This is a genomic window from Streptomyces sp. JN8 (assembly GCF_055808075.1).
Genome location: NZ_CM147852.1, coordinates 7,783,300 through 7,800,916 on the forward strand (window position 1 = coordinate 7,783,300; position 17,617 = coordinate 7,800,916).

The following is a 17,617-nucleotide window of genomic DNA, read 5'->3' on the forward strand; positions in this document are numbered from 1 at the left end:
GGCCGGCGACGAGGCCGGGCCCACCGACCGCCGCCGCACCCTCGGAGCGGCCGGCGGGCCCCCGAGACCCCCGGCGCACGCGGGGCCGGTCCCCGGCGGCCGGGTCGCGCGTCACGAACCGCCGGGTCCCGTCTCCGGTTCGCCCCACCCCGGCAGACTTCCCGGACCTGACGTCGTGCCGGTCAGCCGCACCCGGCCGGTCGCGTCGGTGCGGACGGCCAGGAACTGTCCTCGTACGGAGGCGGTGACGGGACCGTCCGCGGTGACCCCGGTCAGGGCGCGACTCCCGGCGGCGAGGTAGTAGCGCGCCCCCGACGGCGCCGTCCAGTACGTCCCCGCCAGCAGGTGCTGGCCGAAGCGGCTGCACGCCGCCGTGTCCTCGGGTGCCGGTCCCGGGACCGGCACCGGACGACCGCGCGGGTCGGGTCCCTCCCAGGCCACCGTGACGCGTCCGCGCCCGTTCCAGAGGTCGGCGCGGGTGCACGTCCAGGTCGCGGGTCCGGCCCGCTCCGGCAGGGCCTGCCGGGCGAACTCCCAGCGGTTCACGGCGCGTACGCCGGTGCCGCGCAGTCCGGGCAGTGTGCAGGCGGAGCGGGCCCAGGCGGCGAGGCCCGCGGCCGAGGTGGCCTCGCGCGGCTGTCGGGCAGGTGCTCCGGTGCCGGGGGCCGGGGTCCACGTCAGATGGGCGGGGCTCAGCTCGCCGAGGTCCGTCAGCAGGAACGAGTGGTCCTCGACGATCCGGGTGGAGGACCTCACCTGGAGGGCGGGCACCCGCCCGCAGTCGGCCGCCGGCTGCGGGACGGGACCGGTGAGGCCGTCCCCGGACACGGGCAGCGCCGCGGCCGGCACGTCCGGCCGCAGGAGGTCGCGCACCGCGCTCTCGTCGATCCAGGGGGCGAGCAGAAAGCGGGTCCCGAGGCGCGTCCTGGCGACCGCGACGGCGGCACCGGTGGTCACGTCCGCGTCGTCGGCCCGGGCCAGTTCGAGGACCTGGCCGCCCCGGCCGGCGAGGGGTTCGGCGTACCGGATGAGCCGTTCGCCGTCGTGCAGGAGGACCACGGCGGAGCCGTCGACCGAGTCGGCGAAGAGCAGTCGGGGCGGCGCGGCGGGCGGGGTCGTCGGGGTGCTCGGCGTGAACGACACCCGGACGCCCCTGCCGTCGCCGGTGCCCCGTGTCCAGGCGTCCAGGGCGCGCGACAGGAGGGCCGTGTCCCCGGTACGCGCCCCGCGGGCGGGCCACTGCGTGAGGTCGACGCGGGCGGTGTCGGACCAGCGCTCGGGGGGCGTACGGACGAGGAACCGGGGGTCGGTCGCCCGGGCGGACGCGGCGGCCAGCGCGGTGACCGGCGGCGCGGGCGCGGGCGGTTCGGGCCGCAGGGCGACCAGGACGCCCGCGGAGGCGGAGAGGACCAGGGCGGCGGCCACGAGGGCGGTGAGGCGCGTCCGCTGCCGGCGGCGCAGCAGGTCCGTCGGCCGTGCCTGCACGACGCAGGGGTCGAACTCGGCGCCGTTCAGGAGTGATTCGGCATCCGCGCCGACGATCGAGCGGAGGTGCTCGGCGGCGTGCAGGGCCTCCTCCGGGGCGGCGACGCCCGCGGCGGCGAGGACCGGGGCCGCGGACCGGGCGCCGAGTCCTTCGAGGACACGCAGGGCGAAGGCGGCCCGTACCTGCGGGGTCACCGTGGCCAGAGCGGTGTCCAGCGCGAGCTCGTCGACGCCGCCGGCCCGGGGGAAGAGCCTCAGCCCGAGGACGGCGGGGAGCGGGGTCCTCCAGAGTGCCCACCGGGGCCGGGCGGCCGCCCGCAGCGCGGCGGACACGACGGTCTCCCGCAGCCAGGCGAGGACGGGTCCCGCTTCGCCGCGCTGCGCGGGCACCGTCGGGGCCGGACGCGCACCGTGGCCGGACGGCGCCGCCGCCGCGAGCGACTTCTGCACCAGCGCGTGCGCGGTGAGCACCCGGCGGTGGCGGCCGAGGGAGGGCGGGAGGATCAGATGGGCGAGCCGGACGAGCCGGGGATAGTGCTCGACGAGCGCCGCCTCGGCGTCGCCGCGGGCGGGCCGGGGAGTCGCGGTGGGAGGTATGGCCGTGCCGTCGAAGGTGTCGTGGGGGTGCATGACTGTGCAAACGAGACGCGCGGGAAGCGGTCACCCCGGACGGATGATCTGACAGTCCCCCGGACGCGTGCGCGGCCCGGCGCGGGGGCGGCGGGCGGCCGTCCGGCACCACCCCGCACCGCACCGCCGCGGTCCCCGCGGAACGGGCGTCGCCCCGGAGACGGTGTCTGCGCTGCTCCGGGGCGACCGTTGGGAAAGGGCCGGGCTCAGTTCCCGGCGGACTTCTCCTCGGGCCGTACCGCCGAGAGGGGTTCCGCGATGTCCTCCAGCGACCGGCGCTCCGCGTTGACCGCGAGGAACGCCGCCACGATCCCCGCCGCGCACATCAGCGCGGCGCCGATCTGGAAGGCCAGCGCGGTGTCCCCGACGACCCCCGACTCGGTCAGCTCGGCGAACACCAGCGGTCCGCTGATGCCGCCGGCCGCCGTCCCCAGCGCGTAGAAGAACGCGATGGCCATGGCGCGGGTCTCCATCGGGAAGATCTCGGAGACGGTCAGATAGGCGCTGGAGGCGCCCGCCGACGCGAAGAACAGCACGACGCACCAGCAGGCTGTCAGGGTCGTCGCCGACAGCGAGCCGCGGTCGAAGAGCCAGGCGGTCCCGAAGAGCAGCAGACCCGACAGGAGGTACGTGCCCGCGATCATGATGCGGCGGCCGACGGTGTCGAAGAGCTTGCCCAGCAGCAGCGGTCCCAGGAAGTTGCCCGCCGCGATGACCGCGAAGTAGTAGCCGGTGCTGCCCGTGGGCACGTCGAAGAAGGTGATGAGGATGGTGCCGAAGCCGAAGGTGATCGCGTTGTAGAGGAAGGCCTGCCCGACGAAGAGGGCGAGGCCGAGGGCGGCGCGGCGCGGATACCGGCCGAAGACCGTCTTCGCGATCGTGCCGAAGCCGATGCTCTTGCGCTGGTGGATGGTGATCTCGCCGGCCGGCGGGGGCAGCTTCTCGCCCTTCTCCTCCTCGATCTCCTTCTCCACGGCGGTGACCAGCGTGTCCGCCTCATCACCGTGGCCGTGGATGAACTGCCAGCGTGGACTCTCCGGCACGTGCCGGCGCACCAGCAGGATGACGAGCCCCAGGACGACGCCGAGGGCGAAGCTGAGGCGCCAGCCCAGGTCCTTCGGGAAGATGTCGGTGTCGAGCATGACGATCGACAGCAGCGAACCGCCGATCGCGCCCAGCCAGTAGCTGCCGTTGATGATGAGGTCGACGCGCCCCCGGTACAGGGACGGGATCAGCTCGTCGATCGCGGAGTTGATCGCCGCGTACTCGCCGCCGATGCCGAAGCCGGTGAGGAAGCGGAAGAGGAAGAACCACCACGACTCGAAGGAGAGGGCCGTCATCGCCGTGGCGCCCAGATAGACCACCAGCGTGACCATGAACAGCTTCTTGCGGCCGTACCGGTCGGTCAGCCACCCGAAGAACAGCGCGCCCGAACACGCTCCCGCGACGTAGAGGGCCGCGGCCACGCCCGTCACCTGCGCCGCGGTGATGTCGAGGCCGCTGCCCTCCTCGGCCAGCCGGCCGGCGACGTTGCCGACGATGGTGACCTCGAGGCCGTCGAGGATCCAGACGGTGCCGAGGCCGATGACGATCATCCAGTGCCAGCGGGACCACGGAAGCCGGTCGAGCCGGGCCGGTACGGCCGTGGTGACCGTTCCCGTTCCCGTCCCCGAACCCGGGGAGGACGGAGTGGCAGGCATGGGTTCTCCTCTCGTCGCCGGTGCGGGTACCCCCGTCCGGACCGATCATCCGTCCGCGCGGGCGGGCCGGCGCGGGCCCCGGCGGTCGCGGAGGGCGAGGCGCCGCCGCCGCTCGCTGCGCTCGCGCACCCGGCGGTCCAGTTCCTCCATCAGGCGGCGGCCCCGGTGCTCGGGGTCGAGTTCGTCGAGGATCCGGTCGACCTCGCTGAGCAGCGCCCCGTACAGCTGCCACCGGCCGGCGTCGGCGAGGGCGAGCGCGAGGAGCCGTTCGGCCGCGTGGTCCCGGCAGACCCGCGCGGCCCGCAGTTCGCCCGCGAGCCGGGTCTCCGCGGCCTCGGCGTCCTCGCTGCCGCGCGCGGTGACCAGGACGGCGAAGCTGACGAGGGCGTCGGCCGTGTACTGGGCGGTCTCCCGCAGGGCGAGGGCGGTCGGCGCGGGCAGCAGCCGGTGCCCGTCGCGGTGCTTCGCCAGGTCGGTGAGGGTACGGGCGAGGACCCGCAGCACGACGGCGCAGATCTCCAGCGTGTCCAGCCCGGTCCGCAGCACCACCCGGTGCATCAGGCCCTCCTTGACGCGGGGGTTGAAGCGCAGGCTGTCCTCGGCCGTCCGCAGGGCACCGTCGACGTCCGCGACGTCGTTGTCCAGCCGGCGGGCCGCGTGGAGCCGGTCGGCGGCCTCCTCGACCCGGGGCGCGCCGGTGAACTCGTCCGCCACGTCGAGGAGCAGCAGCCGCATCCGCCGGGCGAGGTCCTCGATCGACCCGCCCGCCGTGTCGACCCACACGGGCGGGGCGAGGAACAGGTTGAACAGCATGCCCACCACGGCGCCGATGAGGGTCTCCAGGACGCGGTCCCAGGCGGTGACGGAGACCTGTGTGACGCCGAGGACGAGCATGGCGCTGATCGCCACCTCGGGCACGAACTCCTCGACCTTCACCATCCGGCCGATGAGCAGCGACGCGAGGATGACGAGGGCCAGGCTCCACCAGGAGAGGCCGACCACGACGCTGAACGCGATCGCGATGAGGACGCCGACGACGACGGAGGTCACCCGGCGGAGGCTCGTCGTCACGGTGGAGTAGAGCGTGACCTGGACGACCAGCAGGGCCGTCAGGGGAGCGGTGAGGGGCACCGGTTCGCTGCTGAGCCGGAGGGCGACGACGTAGCTCAGGGTGGCCGCCGCCGTGGACCGCACGGTCTGGACGGCGAAGGGGTCGCGCCGCAGGCGCCCGAGCAGCCCGCCGAGCCGGCCCTTCCGTCCCTCGCCGCGCGCCACGCCCCACCTCGTCCCGTCGCCGTCCCGCAGGGGCCGTCGGAACGAGCGCCTGCCCGGACGGTCCCCGGCCCATGCGCGGGTACGCCCGGGCGGACGAGGGATCACCCCCGAGGCGGGTACGGAGGGAGCCGAACGGGGCGGCCGCGGACCCGCCGGGGCCGCCCGGTGCGGAGGGAGCGACGAGGGCCGAGGGCCCTCGCCGGGGCCGCCCTCCCGAAGCCCCTGCCGCGGGTGATCGTTCCGGCCTACGATCCTTCCCATGTCCCTCACCTCTTCCCCGATACCCCTCCTCCAGGGGCGCGCCGGCGTCCTCCTCACGTGGCGGGGGGACGAACTCGTCCTGGAACGGCGGAGCGAGACGCTGGCGATCCCGGCGAGGGCGGTCGCCCGCGTGCGGGCCGAGGCGCGGTGCGTGACCGTCGAGTTGCGGGCCCGCCCGGGGACCACCCCGGCCGTGCACCGGATCGAGGACGTGAGCGAGGCGGCGGCCGTCGTCTTCGCCGACGCCGTGAACTCCCTCCTGCCCGCGCGGTCGGACGAGGTCGACGGCGCGGCGCTGGTCGTCGTCCGCTCCATCGGCAGGACCAGGCTGCGAACGTTCCGTCGCAGGGCCGTCTGGGGCACGCTCGGGGCCCTTGCGGTCGTCATCGGCCTGACGGTGCCGCTCGTCGACGCGGCCGACGGCCCCGACGGGCAGGGGAGCGCCGTCGTCAGCGGCATCCTCGGCGGGATCACCGTCCTGGCGCTGGGACTCGCCGTCCTGTTCACGGGCCCGTCGGTGTACGAGCGCCGTCTGCGCCGCCACGGGGTGACCGTCGTCGCCGAGCGCACGGACCGGCCGAGGGTGTACCGGTTCGAGGACGGCACGGGCACGACCCGCTACCTCTCCCACCTGAGCGCGGCCCCGTACGAACAGGTCGCCTACCACCCGCGGGACGCCTCGGACCTCGTCGTCGTCCGGAACCCGTTCGCCCGGTTCCTCGACGTGGCGATCGCCTGGCTCTGCGCCCTGCTCGCGCTCTCGCTGGCCCCGGTGACGGTCTGGATGGTGGGGGAAGCGCTCCGCTGACCCGCGCGGGCGACTCCACCGGCCGGGTACGCCCGGAGGGTGACCGTCCGTCACCCCGCACGGACGGCGGCCGACGGGTCGGGGGGCCGCCCGGCGGGTGCGGTTCAGCCGACGAGCCACCGCTGCATCCACTCCGCCGCGGCACGGCGGAACAGACGCCGGTTGTCGGCGCGCCGGAAGTCGTGGCCCTCGTCACGGAGCAGCAGCAGTTCCGCGACGAGTCCGCGCGCACGGGCCGCCCGGACGATCTGCTCGGACTCGCCGGGCGGCACGTTCGTGTCGTGCTCGCCGTGCACCGCCAGCAGCGGGACCCGCAGGGCGTCGACGCGGCTCATGGGGGACAGGGCCCGCAGCAGCGCGGCGTCCCGTTCGGGGTGGCCGTACTTGTGGACGGCGGACTCCGCGAGCCACGGCTCCGTCCCGGCGTAGAACGTGGCGAAGTCCGACATCCCGCAGACCGTGACGCCGGTACGGAAGAGGTGCGGGTGCCATACGAGGGAGGCGAGCGTCAGGTAGCCGCCGTACGAGTGCCCCATCACGGCGAGCCGGCGCGGGTCGGCGAGGCCGGACGCGACCGCGTGGGTCGCGCAGTCGGCGACGTCGGCGATCGCCGCGAAGCGGCCCTCGCCCAGGTCGGCGTCGACGAAGGAGCGGCCCCAGCCGGAGGAGCCGCGCACGTCGGGCGCGTAGACGTCCAGGCCGCGGCCGAGCAGCTCCTGGTAGAGCGGGTCGAAGACCGGGCGTTCCTGTTCCTCGGGGCCGCCGTGCAGATGCAGGACGCACGGGGCGGGCTCACCCGCGGCCCTGCCGGGGGCCCGGTGGTACCAGCCGCCGAGGAGCAGCCCGTCACGAGCCGTGGCACGCAGCGGCGCCGGCCGGACCGGCGGTCGCCGTCCCGGAACGGACGCGGCGTCGCTCGCCGACCACGGCGCCCGCGCCAGGGGAGCCGCGCCGGGCACGGACCACACCCCGGGGCGTCGCCGGGATCCGGACAGCGCCACGACGAGACCGTCGGGACCCGCCTGGCACACCCGGGTGACCACCTCGTGCGGCAGCTTCACCGCGCGCGGGGCCGGCGGGTGCGCCCCGTCGCCGGTCAGGGGAAGCGTTTCGAGCACGCTCGTGCCGCCGTCGTTCCAGGCCAGGGCCGCTCGCCGGCCGTCCTCGACGAGGGCGAGCAGTTCGAGGTCGCACGTGTCGCGGTCGGCCACCACGACGAGCTCCTTCCGCTCGCCGGCGCCGTCAAGGTGGAGCGCAATCAGGGCCGCGAACTCGCGGTCGTGGTCGCTGCGCAGCCACACCGTGCGCCCGTCGGCCGAGAAGCGGCCGATCCACGGATCGCCGTCGGCGACCGGCAGCGCGCACGCCGGGGTCTGGTCCGCCGTGCGGACGACCACGGCCTCGCGCCGTCCCCGGGGCCCGCGGCGCAGCAGCGCCAGGCGCCCGTCCCGGCTGACGTCGCACACCCGGAGCGTCGCCGCGCCGGTCTCGTCGGCGACGAGCCGCGGCGCGTCCGTCCCGGTGGGGTCGACGAGGTACGCCGTGAGGCGGTCGCGTCGCACCGGCTCCGCCAACGAGGGGCCCGCACCGCCCGCGGGCGCGGAGCCGAGGAGGGTGGCGGGCCCGTCCCGCTGCGTCCAGGGGGCGGGCCGCTCCGCCGGCTCGCCGCCGCCCGTCGGTTCCGCGACGGTCACCGCGAGGGCCGAGCCGTCGGGGGCCCAGCACCCCAGGTAGGCCGAGCTTCCCGGCTCCGCGCCCGCCAGGACCCGGCGGCCCGAGCCGTCGGGGCGGACGCAGAGCACGCGCGTGTGGCCGCTGCCGCCCGGCGCCACGGTGTACGCGATCCACTCGCCGCCCGGGGACCAGGAGACCTCCGTGACGGGGTCCGGACCGGCGTCGAGCAGATGCGCGTCGTCGCGTCCCACGGGCGCGGTCCAGAGCTGCGGCGCGCCCTCGCGGTCGCAGACGAACGCGACGTGCTCGCCCCGCGGATCGAGGGAGGGGTACCAGCAGCCGTGGGCCACCCGCGGCCTGGGCGTGTCCCGCGGCCCTGCCGCGTCGGCGAGCCGCTCCACCACCGGGGCGGTCGCGGCGGGCTCGTCCGTCAGCTGATCGCGTGGGTCTGCAGCCATGTCTCCAACAACGCCACGTGCCACAGGGCGTTCGCCCCTCGGTTCGTCCGGTGCTCCTCGGGCGCCGCGAGGAGGGAGTCCACGTACTCCGGGCGGAAGACGCCGCGCGCCCGGGCCTCCGGCGCGGACAGGGCCTCCCGCACCCGTTCGAGGACGGGCCCCGCCATGTGGCGGATGGCCGGCACCGGGAAGTACCCCTTGGGACGGTCGACGACGGCGCGGGGCAGCAGCGTGCGGCCGACCTGTTTCAGGACGCCCTTCCCGCCGTCGGCGAGCTTGAGCTCCGGCGGGCAGGCCGCCGCCAGCTCGACCAGTTCGTGGTCGAGGAACGGCACCCGCGCCTCCAGGCCCCAGTCCATGGTCATGTTGTCGACGCGCTTGACCGGGTCGTCCACGAGCATGACGTGTGTGTCGAGCCGGAGCGCGGCGTCCAGCGCGGTCTCGGCGCCGGGCACGGCCATGTGCGCACGGACGAACTCCGCGGACACGTCGTGGTCGGCCAGCACGGGGGGCTGCAGGATCCTCGCGAGGGCGTCGTGCGGGCGGTCGAAGTAGACCTCGCCGTAGCGCCGGGCCTCCTGCTCCCGTTCGACCTCCGCCAGCGCGGGGTACCAGTGGTATCCGGCGAACACCTCGTCGGCGCCCTGGCCGCTCTGCACGACGCTGATCTCCTTGGACACCAGCTCCGACAGCAGGTGGAAGGCGACGACGTCGTGGCTCACCATCGGTTCGCTCATGGCGGCGATCGCGCCGTCCAGGGCGGTGGAGACGCGGTCCGAGGGCACCATCAGCTGGTGGTGCTCGGTGTCGAAGCGGCGCGCGACCTGGTCGGAGTAGACGAACTCGTCGCCCTCCTCGCCGGCCTCCGCCTCGAAGCCCACGCTGAACGTCGCCAGGCCGCGCTGGCCCTCCTCGGCCAGGAGGGCCACGATGAGGCTGGAGTCGAGGCCGCCCGACAGGAGCACGCCGACCGGTACGTCGGCGACCGTCCTGCGGTGGACGGCGGTGCGGAGCGCGGCGAGGACCGCGTCCCGCCAGTCGTCGGGGCCCATCCCGGCATAGGTGCTGTTCCGCGTGTACGAGGGCTGCCAGTAGCAGCGGTCGCGGCGGGTCCCGTCGGGTTCCACGACCCGTACGGTGGCCGGCGGGAGTTTGCGGACGCCGGTGAGGACGGTGCGCGGCGCCGCGACGGTCGCGTGCCAGCTCATGTACTGGTGCAGCGCCACCGGGTCCAGCGAGGTGTCGACCCCGCCGCCCGCGAGCAGGGCGGGGAGGGTGGAGGCGAAGCGGAGCCGGTCCGGGCGCTCGTCGAGGTAGAGCGGCTTGATGCCCAGCCGGTCGCGGGCGAGCACGAGCCGGCCCGTCTCCTGCTCGACCAGCGCCACCGCGAACATGCCGACGAAGTGCTCCACGAAGCGGACGCCCCACTGGCGGTACGCCTTGATGACCACCTCGGTGTCGGAGCCGGTGACGAAGGGGTGGCCCAGGCCCCGCAGTTCCTCGCGGAGCTGCCGGTAGTTGTAGATGCAGCCGTTGAACACGCAGGTCAGCTGCGCGTCGCTGTCCGTCATGGGCTGGGCTCCGCGCGCGGACAGGTCGATGATCTTCAGGCGGCGATGGCCGAGCGCGACGGGCCCCTGCGCCCACATGCCGCGGCCGTCCGGGCCGCGCGCCGCCATGCGGTCCGTCATCCGCTCGACCGCCGCCAGGTCGGGTCTCCCTCCGTCGAAGCGGATCTCGCCGCTCAGGCCGCACACGGGGCACCTCCCGGACGGGCGGGCACCCGGGCGGGCCGTGGAGGCGTCCGGGGCGGCGGGGCGGTGGGAAGGCCGCGTGTCCGCACGAGGCCGGTCGTCCTCCCCAGGGGCTGCGACGTCGGCATGCTGTTCACTCCTCGCTCTGCCGTCGGGGGAGGGCAGAGGGTCGTCCGCTCGCGCCGCGGTTCCGCGGGCGTGCGGTCCGTACGGGCGGGACCGCTCGGGTCGGTGGCGGTTCCGCGGGGCAGGGGCGCCGGCAGGTCATCTCCGGTCGGCCTTCGCCGGCAGGGTCCGTGCGCGGGACGGGAGGTCTCCGCGGCGCGCGTCGGGCCGGCAGCCACCCGTTCCGTACTCGCCGCGGGTCTCCGCCAGCAGCAGGTCCACGGCCGCGAGCAGGTCCTCGTCGGCCGCCGCGCGGCGGATCCGGTCGGCGGCGCTCCCGCGGGCCAGGGACTCCTCGGTCAGGCTCCGCGCGAGCTCCCAGTCCCCGTGCGCCTCCAGCGTCGGGCGCAGCGTGCGGAGCAGGCCGCGTACGACCTCGGGGGCCGCCGCGGGCCGGCGGGTCACGGGGTCGATCAGATCGCCCTCCAGGCCGGACCGTGCCGCGCGCCAGGTGGCGGAGCGCAGCCATGCGTGCCGGTCGTCGCATCCCTCCGCCGCGGCGTCCGCGCAGGCGTCGACGACGAGGGCCCGGAACAGGGCCGCGACCAGGACCACCGTCTCCACGCGGGGGCAGGCGTCGCAGACGCGCAGTTCGAGCGTCGGCAGATGGTCCGAGGGACGGACGTCGTAGTAGATCATTCCGGGGTCGCTGATGACGCCGGAGTCGATCAGTTCGTCCACCGCCTCGTCGTACTCCGCGGCGTCGGCGAAGCAGCCGGGCGGGCCGGAGGTGGGCCAGCGCTGCCAGATCATGGTGCGCCAGCTCGCGTACCCGGTGTCGGCGCCGAGCCAGTAGGGGGAGCTCGCGGACAGTGCGAGGAGCGGCGGGAGCCACGGGTTGATCGCGCAGAGCGCCCGTACGGCGGTGTCCTTGTCGGGGACGTCGACGTGCACCTGGGCGCCGCAGATCAGCTGTTCGTCGGCGACGCGCCGGTACTCCTCGGTCATGGCGTGGTACCGGGGCTCGTCGGTCGCCGGTACGGCTCCGAGCCGGGCGATGGGGGCCGCGCCCGCCGCCATGATCGCCAGGCCCTGGGAGGAGGCGGCGGCGTTCAGACGGCGCCGGGCCGCGGACAGGTCCGCGTAGAGGTCGTCGAGGCGCGTGTGCACGCCGCTGTTCGACTCGACGACGGACTGGGGGAGCTCCTGGGTGAAGTCGTCCCCGTGCGGGGAGAGCCGCCCGAGCACGGCGTCCGCCCGCGGTGCCAGGGAGCCGGTCTCGACATCGATCACATGGAACTCTTCTTCGACACCTATGCGGACGGTCACTGCGTCTCCTGTGCGTTCGACGTCCTTCGGGCGGATGCGCTTCAGGCCGGCGCCCGGTTCGGGCCTGTTGTGCGACTGCCCCGGACGGGCCACCCCAAGCATTGTCCGCTCATCTGCCGAATTATGCGCTCGTTAGATCGAGCCGAGGTGTGGGTGCTTCGGTACCCGCCCGGGGTACGCCTCCCCCTGTCCCGAGGGGCGTTCAGGGGGCCCTCGAACCCGGCCCGATCCGTTCCGGACGCCTCGCCGCGCCGGCGCACGCCCCCGCCGGGGACCGGCCGACCCGCCCGGTCCGCCTGGCGCGGCCCGCGGGCGGCGCCGAGAATGGGAGTTCGACGAGTCGACAGACGCAACCCCCGAGGCGCCCGGAGACCCAGGTGATCAGCGATGTGCCGATGGCTCGCGTACGCGGGAACGCCCGTCCTGCTCGACACCATCCTCTACAAACCGGCCCACTCGCTGATCGACCAGAGCCGGCACGCGAGACTCGGCGTGGAGACCACGAACGGTGACGGCTTCGGAGTCGGCTGGTACACCGGCGAGAGCAGCACCCCGGCCCTCCTCCGGGACGTCGGACCGGCGTGGAACAACCGCAACCTCAGGGAACTCGCGGACCACATCCGCTCCCCGCTGTTCTTCGCGCACATCCGGGCGTCGACCGGGACGGCCGTCCAGCAGTCCAACTGCCACCCCTTCCGGCACGGCCGCTGGATGTTCATGCACAACGGAGCCGTCGACGGCTTCCACCGCCTCCGCCGGGACCTGTCCCTCCTGATCGACCCCGAGCTCTACGCCGACCTCGAAGGCACCACCGACTCCGAGGTGATGTTCTACCTGGCGCTCACCTTCGGCCTGGACCGGGACCCGCCCGCCGCCGTCGCACGGATGGCGGGCGCGGTCGAGAGCGTCGGCCGACGACACGGCGTCGAGTTCCCGCTCCAGATGACCCTCGCGATCACCGACGGGGAACGCCTCTGGGCCTTCCGCTACTCCACCGAACGCGCCTCGCGTTCGCTGTTCGAGAGCAACCGGGTCGAGGACCTGCGCAAGCTCCATCCCGACGTCGCGTTCCTGCGGGACATCTCCCCGGAGTCGCGCCTCATCGTGTCCGAACCCCTCGACGACCTGCCGGGCGCCTGGAACGAGGTGCCGGAGGGCAGCTGCCTCGTCATCCAGCCCGGCGCCGACGAGCTGCTGCCCTTCGCCCCGGTCGGAGCCGTCGACGCGAGGTGAGCCCGCCGGCCGGACTCAGGAACGGGCCATCAGAGCGGCCAGGGCCGCCCGCGTCGACACCTCCGCCTTCCGGAACACCCGGGAGAGATGGGTCTCGACGGTACGCGGACTCAGATAGAGCCGCGTGGCGATCTCCTGGTTCGTGAGCCCCTCCGCCGCCAGCCCGGCGACCTCGCGCTCCCGCGCCGTCAGCGAGGCCAGGCGAGGCGGGGCGGAGTCCTCACGGAGGGCCGGCGGTCGCGTCATCTCCGCGAGCCCGACCAGCAGACCCGCGCCGCCGGCGGTGGCGAGCCGATGCCCCTGCCGCCACATCGCCGCACCCCGCGCCCCGGACCCGGCCGCCGCCGTCGCCGGAGCCGCGAGGAGTAACGAGCGCGCCTCCCAGAACACCGCACCGGCCCGCGCGCACTCCGCCACCGCCTCCGCGAACAGCTCCGCCGCCCGGCCGGCCTCGCCGCGGTGCAGGGCGAGCTGCGCCGCGCTGCGCAGCGCCGAGGCCCGCTGCACCGGCAGACCCAGCTCGTCGGCCTCCCGCCGGGCCCGCTCGGCCCACCCGGACGCCGACTCGACGTCTCCGGTGAACAGGGCCGCGGTGACGAGGAGTTCCGACAGGAGCGGGCGCATCGAGGGCTGCAGGCCCCGCAGGTCGGCGCCCCCGGCCCGCAGGAGCGCGTCCAGGGCCCGGTGCGGATCACCGCCCGTGAGCGCCGCGTAGCCGAGCATGCACCAGGCCATCGAGGCCCGCCAGTTGTCGCTGGGCCCCATGGCGGCGACGGCCTCCTCCGCGGCCGCCAGGGCCTCCGCGTCACCGGGAGCCGACGACGCGACGCGCACCTGGGCCTTGTTGGCCAGGACGAAGGCCAGCAGTTCACCGCTGCCGATGCCGCGGGCGATGTCCTCGGCCTCGTCCGCGAGTTCCCGCGCCGAATCCAGCCGGCACGTCTGGATCCGTACGTGCGCCTTGCAGAGCAGCAGGAGCGGCAGGAGGTAGATCTGCCCGCTGCGCCGGGCGATGCCGAGACCCCGGTCCGCATGGCGTTCCGCGTCGACGAACCGGCCCAGGAAGGCCTCCGCCCACCCCAGCCGCCCCAGCGGCTCGCACAACGCGGTGAGGTCGTCGTCGGGCAGCCCGTCCAGCAGTCCGGCGGCCTGCGCCGCGTACGCGCTCGCCGCGGCCACGTCCCCCTCGTACGCCTCGCCGAACGCGGCCACCGCCAGGGCCCCCGCCTCGCCCCGCTCGTCACCGAGCGCGCGGGCGTCCGCGAGGGTACGCGCGACCTCGTCCCGCATCTGCGGATAGGAGGCGTTGTGCGGTGCGGACGAACTCAGTTCGAGGCCGATCGCCACCCGGTCGGACGGCGACGGCCGCCCGCGCAGCTCGCGGCGCAGCAGGGCGATCGCCTCGGGGTACCGGCCGAGGTGCCGTTCCGTCGAGGCGCACAGCAGGACGGCCGCCGTCCTGACGCCGCTCTCGCCGGGGCCTGCCGTGCTGATGACCTGGTGCAGGAGGTCGCGGCTCTCCCGCAGTCCGCCGGCGACACCGAGGGCCCGCGCGCGCCGCAGCATCAGATCCCGCCGCTCGGGCCCCCGCTCCTCGGTGTCGGGCAGCAGACGGAGCGCGGCACCGAGCCAGTGCGCACAGCTCGTCGGAGCCGAGCCCTCGGTCTGCGCGGCCGCCTCCCTCAGCACCGCGTACGCCCGTGGGTCCCAGGTGGTCACGGACCGCTCGACGTGCCGGGCCCGCTCGACGGGCGGGGCGCCCCTGCGGGCCAGCTCGACGGCGGCGGCACGGTGGATCTCGACGCGCCGCCGCACCGCGGTCGACTCGTGGACCAGCGTCCGCAGCACGGGATGGCGCAGCACCGTACGGCCCCCCGGGCCCGGCCGCACGAGGTCGCGTCCCGTCAGCGCGGCCAGGTCGTCGTCGAACTCGGCACCGGTCCGCCCGGTCACGCCGCGGACCACGGACGGCACCGCGTGATCGCCGAGCACGGCGATCACCTCCAGGGTCCGGTGCTGGTCGGGGGTGAGCGGGGCCAGCTCGTCCCACAGCAACGCGGCCAACCCGGCGGGAAGTCCGCCGATCCCGCCGGTCCCACCCGTCGCGCCGGCCTCGGCGGAGGACGCGGGAGCGGGGGAGGGCGCGGCCGAGGCGTGCTCGCGGGCGGTGTCCTCACGGTGCGCCTGCACCAGGGAGAGGAAGTAGAGCGGATTGCCCTCCCCGGCGGCGTACAACTGCGCCGCCCGCGCGGGCGGCAGGTCCGGGGCGAGCCCCTCGACGCACTCCCGCTCGCCGAGCGGCGCCAGCCCGATCCGCAGGACCGCCTCGGTGTCGGCCCCACGGGCGAGCGCCGCGCCGAGCGCCGTCGGCGTCTGCCGGTCGCGCCGGGCGACGACGAGGACGACCGGCCCGGGGACGGGATGCCGGACGAGATGGTCGAGAAGCTCCAGGGAGGCCGGATCGGCCCAGTGCACGTCGTCCAGGGCCACCACCAGCCCGTCGGCGCGGCCGAGTCGTGCCAGCAGCGCCGCCACCGAGCGGTGCAGCCCGAAGCGGTCGGCGGTTGCGGGACCGCGTCCCGGGGCGGACGGTTCGCCGCCCGCGCCCCGGAGGAAACCGGACAGCGCGTCGAGGAGGTCGGGGACGGGCGGGCGACGGGGGTGCAGATCGGCGAACGCGTCGGCGAACGGATGGAACGGCAGGTGCCGTTCGTACTCCGCCGCGCGACCGCGCAGCACCGTGACGCCCCGCCGCCGGGCCCGGAGGGCGAACTCCGTCATGAGCCGGCTCTTGCCGATCCCGGCCGCACCGGTGATGTCGACGACGGCAGGCGCCCCGCGCCCCAGCCGCTCGATCACCGTGTCGAGCAGCCCCGACTCGGCGGCACGCCCGACGAGGGGACTCCCGCTGTCGCGATGCGGGGGCACGTCGTCCACGGCTCCCACGCGCGTGATCTCTCTACCGAACGGCACGGCAATGTCTATCACGTCGGACGAAGGCACGTTCGAGGCTCGGGGACACGCGACGACGGAACGTCCCCACGGGGCCTACGGGTTCGGTGGGCGCGCGGTGTCGCGGACTCCTGCACGGGAGGGGTTCCGCCCCCCTCAGCGGACCAGGGCGAGCGCGATGGAGGCGACGAGGTCCACCAGGACGCCGAACACCAGGGCGGCGATCTCCGCGACGATGAGGACCAGGACGTAGTCGCTGCTGTGACTCCACCTCGCGTCCCGCGCGCAGGCGCGGAACGACAGCGACAGGGCGAGGAACGGTCCGAGGATCAGCCCGGTCGCGGTGGTCCAGCGACCGAGCGCGTACCCCGACATCTCGTGGGCCCGCCCGCGTGCCATCCGTACCTCCACGGTGCTGCCCGGCCGGTGCCGCGAGGCGGCCTTGTCGAGCGTCACCTCCCGTCGGGGCTCGCCCGCCGCACGGGGTGTGTACGTCCCCGTGCAGTCCGTGCCGTCCTGGTAGCCCAGTGCGTCGGTGGCGTCGTAGCAGGTGTGGACGGTGATGACCCCGTCCACGGGCCCGACGCCCAGGACGGCGGCCAGATGGGGTGCGGGCAGCAGCCAGATCAGCCACCCGGCGACGGCCAGACTCGCCACCGCTCCGGTCCACCCGACTCTCCGCGCCCACGTCCCCGCTTCGCGCCCCACCCCGCCCCCCTCCGGGCACCGCACCTCACGTCACCCGCCGGTGACGACTCTGCCGCCCACCGAGGCTCCGCACGTCCGTGGTTTCCCTGACGGCACTACGCAGTTCGACGCGCGCGATCCGCGCGACCCGCGCCGCGCCTCACCCGCGCCCTCACCGGCGAGCCCTCCCGCACGCCCCCTCGCCCGCCGTTACGTGGCGATGTACGTGGTTCCCCCGACGCCCGGGGCCGCGCGCCCTGCGAGCATCGCCCCGTGAGCTGCGGCGCAGCCCTGTGCCCGCCGCATCCGGCAGTCGGCACCCCCCCGTCGAACAAGAGGTGCTTCCGTGTCCCAGCGTGCTCTCGTCTCCTCCGTCCTCGGAGTGCTCCTGGCGTTGTCCCTCACCGCCTGCGGATCCGCGGCGGACCAGGACCCGGGCGCACGGAGCTCGCCGTCCGCGGGACGTACCGCTGACGCCGGTGGGCCGTCCGGCTCCGGTGCGGGCGCTCCCTCGGACTGTCCCGACAAGCACACCGCCGACGTGCCCGACGACAAGTACGGAGGAACCGCGGAGATCGACCTCTGCGCGCGCCCCGCAGTGCACCGGACGGCCGTCAGCGCGGACTGGGCCGCCGTCTACAGCCGCCCCTCCGTCAGCCCGCCCCTCAACATCATGCCGGTCTCCTGCACGGACGAGTCCGAGGAGAGCTGCCGGGTGATCAAGGTGGCCGACACCGCACTGTGCAACCAGGCGAAGCCCGACTGCCATCCACGGCGCGGCGAGGAGGTGCCCGTCCTCTGCTCGGCCGTGGACAAGCTGAACTCCGACCGGCTGTACTACGGCGTCCTCCTCGACAGCAAGCGCCTCCTGGCCATGGGGACGGACCACGACCGCACGTACACCTCCGACTTCACCGACAAGGGCGACATCCCCGTGGGGTACGTGGACGCCCGGCGCCTGGCCAAGGTGCGGGCCGACGTGCCCGTCTGCGACGGAGCCCTGCTCCACGGCTCGGGAGCCCGCACCCAGGCCCAGATGCAGGGGCTTCCGCTCGACTGATCCGGGCCCACCTGCTCCCGCCGAACGGCTCGGGGGGAGCCCGCTGGCCCGCTCCCCGCCCGACGGCGGACAATGGGTCGTCCAAGACATGCAGACCGCTGTGGCCGGAGCAGGATCAGGCCACGGGTGGCGGATCCTGTCGAGGCCCGGCGGCGGCCGGCCGGCACGGTGACCGCCGCCGCGGCCGTCGTCCTGTTCCGCCACGG

At 75.0% G+C, this 17,617-nt stretch carries 11 protein-coding genes; 3 read left to right on the top strand and 8 right to left on the bottom strand.

Translation table 11 applies throughout. The features are described 5' to 3' along the window. Positions 1-111 precede the first annotated feature (111 nt). The 3 genes from ACY0MR_RS34205 to ACY0MR_RS34215 form a co-directional block, all read right to left on the bottom strand. A complete protein-coding gene (locus ACY0MR_RS34205) occupies positions 112-2,115 on the bottom strand; it encodes a hypothetical protein (protein WP_473557388.1) in 2,004 nt (667 codons plus the stop codon). 206 nt (positions 2,116-2,321) lie between these two features. Then, positions 2,322-3,815: an MFS transporter gene (locus ACY0MR_RS34210; protein WP_404084820.1), complete on the bottom strand. Its 1,494-nt coding sequence runs from the start codon at positions 3,813-3,815 to the stop codon at positions 2,322-2,324. A gap of 45 nt (positions 3,816-3,860) precedes the next feature. Next, a complete protein-coding gene (locus tag ACY0MR_RS34215) occupies positions 3,861-5,090 on the bottom strand; it encodes an FUSC family protein (RefSeq protein ID WP_388797663.1) in 1,230 nt (409 codons plus the stop codon). Between the two features lie 259 nt (positions 5,091-5,349). Between ACY0MR_RS34215 and ACY0MR_RS34220 the strand changes: the two genes are divergently transcribed. Then, complete coding sequence (locus ACY0MR_RS34220; RefSeq protein WP_473557391.1) at positions 5,350-6,159, top strand: hypothetical protein; 810 nt, start codon at positions 5,350-5,352, stop codon at positions 6,157-6,159. A gap of 104 nt (positions 6,160-6,263) precedes the next feature. Here the strand turns inward: ACY0MR_RS34220 and ACY0MR_RS34225 are convergent, their stop codons facing one another. The 3 genes from ACY0MR_RS34225 to ACY0MR_RS34235 form a co-directional block, all read right to left on the bottom strand. Continuing rightward, positions 6,264-8,291 carry a S9 family peptidase gene (locus ACY0MR_RS34225; protein ID WP_473557393.1) on the bottom strand — a complete coding sequence of 676 codons (2,028 nt, stop codon included), beginning with the start codon at positions 8,289-8,291 and terminating at the stop codon, positions 6,264-6,266. Next, a complete protein-coding gene (locus ACY0MR_RS34230; protein WP_388797670.1) occupies positions 8,264-10,048 on the bottom strand; it encodes an N-acetylglutaminylglutamine amidotransferase in 1,785 nt (594 codons plus the stop codon). The genes ACY0MR_RS34225 and ACY0MR_RS34230 overlap by 28 nt, the downstream gene beginning before the upstream one ends. Before the next feature lie 261 nt (positions 10,049-10,309). Beyond that, positions 10,310-11,479, bottom strand: coding sequence for a carboxylate-amine ligase (locus ACY0MR_RS34235; protein WP_473557396.1), 1,170 nt, complete (start codon positions 11,477-11,479; stop codon positions 10,310-10,312). Positions 11,480-11,866: 387 nt separating this feature from the next. On the opposite strand from ACY0MR_RS34235, the gene ACY0MR_RS34240 reads away from it, so the two are divergent. After that, the gene (locus tag ACY0MR_RS34240; protein ID WP_388797676.1) at positions 11,867-12,712 is read left to right on the top strand and encodes a class II glutamine amidotransferase; all 846 of its coding nucleotides are present in this window, start codon (positions 11,867-11,869) and stop codon (positions 12,710-12,712) included. A gap of 15 nt (positions 12,713-12,727) precedes the next feature. Here the strand turns inward: ACY0MR_RS34240 and ACY0MR_RS34245 are convergent, their stop codons facing one another. Continuing rightward, on the bottom strand, positions 12,728-15,649 hold the full coding sequence (locus tag ACY0MR_RS34245) for an ATP-binding protein (protein WP_473557398.1): 2,922 nt from the start codon (positions 15,647-15,649) through the stop codon (positions 12,728-12,730). Between the two features lie 171 nt (positions 15,650-15,820). Continuing rightward, positions 15,821-16,321: a hypothetical protein gene (locus tag ACY0MR_RS34250; protein WP_392865734.1), complete on the bottom strand. Its 501-nt coding sequence runs from the start codon at positions 16,319-16,321 to the stop codon at positions 15,821-15,823. A 376-nt stretch (positions 16,322-16,697) separates the two neighbouring features. On the opposite strand from ACY0MR_RS34250, the gene ACY0MR_RS34255 reads away from it, so the two are divergent. Then, on the top strand, positions 16,698-17,411 hold the full coding sequence (locus ACY0MR_RS34255) for a hypothetical protein (protein ID WP_392865732.1): 714 nt from the start codon (positions 16,698-16,700) through the stop codon (positions 17,409-17,411). Positions 17,412-17,617: the final 206 nt, after the last annotated feature.

Coding starts and splice junctions, on each gene's coding strand:
- ACY0MR_RS34240 (WP_388797676.1), top strand. CDS start 11,867: ATGTGCCGATGGCTCGCGTACGCGGGAACGCCCGTCCTGCTCGACACC.
- ACY0MR_RS34210 (WP_404084820.1), bottom strand. CDS start 3,815: ATGCCTGCCACTCCGTCCTCCCCGGGTTCGGGGACGGGAACGGGAACG.
- ACY0MR_RS34220 (WP_473557391.1), top strand. CDS start 5,350: ATGTCCCTCACCTCTTCCCCGATACCCCTCCTCCAGGGGCGCGCCGGC.
- ACY0MR_RS34205 (WP_473557388.1), bottom strand. CDS start 2,115: ATGCACCCCCACGACACCTTCGACGGCACGGCCATACCTCCCACCGCG.
- ACY0MR_RS34225 (WP_473557393.1), bottom strand. CDS start 8,291: ATGGCTGCAGACCCACGCGATCAGCTGACGGACGAGCCCGCCGCGACC.